Raw genomic sequence first — 3540 nt, forward strand, 5'->3', positions numbered from 1 at the left:
GCCTGGCCGACCGCGCAGATCGCGGTGATGGGCGCCAAGGGCGCGGTCGAGATCATCTTCCGCTCCGACATCGGCGATCCCGACAAGATCGCCGCGCGCACCAAGGAATACGAAGACCGCTTCCTGTCGCCGTTTATTGCCGCCGAGCGCGGCTACATCGACGACGTCATCATGCCGCATTCGACGCGGCGGCGCATCGCAAGGGCGCTCGCGATGCTGAAGGACAAGAAGGTCGAAGCGCCGGCGAAGAAGCACGACAATTTGCCATTGTAATCATGTTCAAACGCATTCTGATCGCCAATCGCGGCGAAATCGCCTGCCGGGTCATCAAGACCGCTCACCGCATGGGAATTCAGGCGGTCGCGGTCTATTCCGAGGCCGACCGCGACGCCCTCCATGTCGAGATGGCCGATGAGGCCGTGCTGATCGGCCCGCCGGCGGCGGCCGAGAGCTACCTGGTGATCGAGAAGATCGTGGAGGCCTGCCGCAAGACCGGCGCCGAGGCCGTGCATCCCGGCTACGGCTTCCTGTCCGAGCGCGAGGCGTTCCCGCGCGCGCTGGAGGCCGCCGGCATCGTCTTCATCGGTCCGAACCCCGGCGCGATCGCCGCGATGGGCGACAAGATCGAGTCCAAGAAGGCGGCCGCGAAGGCAAAGGTCTCCACCGTGCCGGGCCACCTTGGCGTCATCGAGGACGACAAGCACGCGGTGCGCATCGCCGACGAGATCGGCTATCCCGTGATGATCAAGGCCTCCGCGGGCGGCGGCGGCAAAGGCATGCGCATCGCGCACTCCAAGGCCGAGGTCGCCGAAGGCTTCAACCTGGCGAAAGCCGAGGCCAAGGCCTCGTTCGGCGACGACCGCGTCTTCGTCGAGAAGTTCATCGTGGATCCCCGTCACATCGAGATCCAGGTGCTGGGCGACAAGCACGGCAACGTGATCTATCTCGGCGAGCGTGAATGCTCGATCCAGCGCCGCAACCAGAAGGTCATCGAGGAGGCGCCGTCGCCGCTGCTCGACGAGGCCACCCGCCGCAAGATGGGCGAGCAGGCCGTCGCGCTGGCCAAAGCCGTGAACTATGATTCCGCCGGAACGGTCGAGTTCGTCGCGGGGCAGGACAAGAGCTTCTACTTCCTGGAGATGAACACGCGCCTGCAGGTCGAGCATCCCGTCACTGAGCTCGTCACCGGCATCGATCTCGTCGAGCAGATGATCCGGGTTGCCGCCGGCGAGAAGCTCGCCATCGCGCAGAAGGACGTCACGCTGACCGGCTGGGCGGTGGAATCGCGTCTCTATGCCGAAGACCCGTTCCGCAACTTCCTGCCCTCGATCGGGCGCCTGGTGAAATACCGTCCCCCGGTGGAAGCCAGCCAGGACGGCATCACCATTCGCAACGACACCGGCGTGCAGGAAGGCGGCGAGATCTCGATCCACTACGATCCGATGATTGCGAAGCTCGTCACGCATGCGCCCTCGCGCGCCGCGGCGATCGAGGCGCAGGCCACCGCACTCGACTCGTTCTATGTCGATGGTATCAGGCACAACATCCCGTTCCTGTCGGCGCTGATGCATCATCCGCGGTGGCGCGAAGGCCGGCTCTCGACTGGCTTCATTGCCGAGGAATTCCCCAAGGGCTTTTCGGTGCGCGTGCCGGAAGGCGAGGTCGCACGGCGCATCGCCGCCGTTGGCGCCGCCATCGATCACGTGCTCGGCGAGCGCAAGCGGCAGATCTCGGGACAAATGGGCGGCCGCGTCGTGCAGCGCGAGCGCCGCCGCGCGGTCTGGCTCGATCGCCAGGAGATTTTGCTCGAGGTCGGCCGCGAAGGCGACGCGATCGCGATCCGCTTCATCGATGCCGAAGGCAACGCCGGCAATGCGCATCTGCTGCAATCGCCGTGGAAGCCGGGCGACCCGGTCTGGCAGGGGACCATCGACGGCCATTTCGTCGCGGTCCAGGCGCGCCCGGTTCCCAACGGCATTCGTCTGGCGCATCAGGGCGTCGAGGTGCCGGTTTATGTCTGGACCGAAGCGGAAGCAGCTTCCGCCCGGCTGATGCCGGTGACGACGGCCTCCGACAGCGGCAAGAAGCTGCTCTGTCCGATGCCCGGCCTCATCGTCTCGATCGCGGTGGGCGAAGGCCAGGAGGTCAAGGCCGGTGAGACGCTCGCGGTCGTCGAAGCCATGAAGATGCAGAACGTGCTCCGAGCCGAGCAGGACGGCACCGTGAAGAAGATCCACGCCAGTGCCGGCGCAACGCTCGCGGTGGATGCACTGATTTTGGAATTTGCGTGAAATAAGCGTCGAATGTCCAGACGGTCGCGGCTGCCACTGAGCAATTGTCGAACTCGATCGCCGAGATCAATCGACAGATGGGAGGGCGGCCGAAGCGACCGGTTCGACAGCAGCAAACGTGCGAGGGTTGGCGGACGAGCTCGGCGCGCAAGCAGAAGCGCTGCGCGCGAAGGTCGACGGTTTCGTCAACAGGATACGCTGAGCCAGACCGGGAACGACCAGTTCTCGGATCCCGCGATATCGCCGAAGTCGCTGGACGACTTTTCCTGTCGGACGATCATCGGAACATCGGCCAATTCCACACGCTAAACAACAGCAAAGACAGTCTGAAGTTCAGTGAAGTCGCGGAGCTCATGAGTGACGTATTCTAGGAAAGGATCACTCACGACGGGCAGAGGGAGAGCTTTTTCCGTGAATATGCGAGGTCTCTGACACGTAACGGTTCTTGCGGCGCACCTGGACGCGCCAGTTCCCGGACGGCAATTGAGTGAGGCTGGCCATGGCCGTGTGCACTCCCCAATTCGCGTGCGCTACGTGTGCACTGAGAGGTCAAAACAGGTACAAACGTGTGCAAATTCGGCTAGTTTGCACATGTTCCGGGTTCATCCCATTGAGAACACAAGGTAAATCGTTGAAATCGCAAGACTATCGCTTTTCTGTGGCTCCGATGATGGATTGGAGCGAGAGTTCAAGTCTTTCAACTGGTTAGAGGGCGGCGTGTGCACGACGTGTGCACCGAGAGATCAAGAAAAATCTATTGACGGCAAATCTGAGCAGTTGGTCTGAGAGATGATAGGGACGTCGGGCTGGACGCAGGACAGCCACCTGCGATTGAGAAGCTGATCTCATTTTCGCTTGGCGAACGGACCTGTCTTCGTTTCGCCAGCGGGGCAGGGCTTCGACGTATTTGCCATTTACGCCATCAGCGACATCATGGTCGCGTACCCGAAATGGGCAGATAGCGGCCTTCGTTGGTTCGAGATATTCGATCGCGTCGATATAGCCGCGGCCCAGCGCCAAGCCAAACTGAACCGGGACGTCGTGCCTCAGCGATACGGTGTCGCGTCGGTGCTCTTCAACGAGCTCCGTCGCCAGTTCGAACCTCCTGCACCAGCAAAACGCGACAAAAAAGCCGAAGCCGCGGCGGCACGCGCAACGACCGACGCGGCTCGGCTAAAGCGGAATGAAGTTAGCTTGAATCGATTTGGGATTCCCAAATCAGGCGGTTTCTGATTCACCATGCTGGCTG

3 protein-coding genes are annotated in these 3540 nt (G+C 62.4%); all 3 read left to right on the plus strand.

The window, feature by feature from the left end; translation table 11 throughout:
• The coding region (locus AC5ZG1_RS43610; RefSeq protein ID WP_496136485.1) for a carboxyl transferase domain-containing protein at window positions 1-273 on the plus strand (273 nt) is incomplete at its 5' end.
• A gap of 2 nt (window positions 274-275) precedes the next feature.
• Window positions 276-2291: an acetyl-CoA carboxylase biotin carboxylase subunit gene (locus AC5ZG1_RS43615; protein WP_496136486.1), complete on the plus strand. Its 2016-nt coding sequence runs from the start codon at window positions 276-278 to the stop codon at window positions 2289-2291.
• 855 nt (window positions 2292-3146) lie between these two features.
• Window positions 3147-3524: a hypothetical protein gene (locus AC5ZG1_RS43620; protein WP_496136487.1), complete on the plus strand. Its 378-nt coding sequence runs from the start codon at window positions 3147-3149 to the stop codon at window positions 3522-3524.
• Window positions 3525-3540: the final 16 nt, after the last annotated feature.

This window comes from Bradyrhizobium sp. Leo78 (assembly GCF_059512425.1).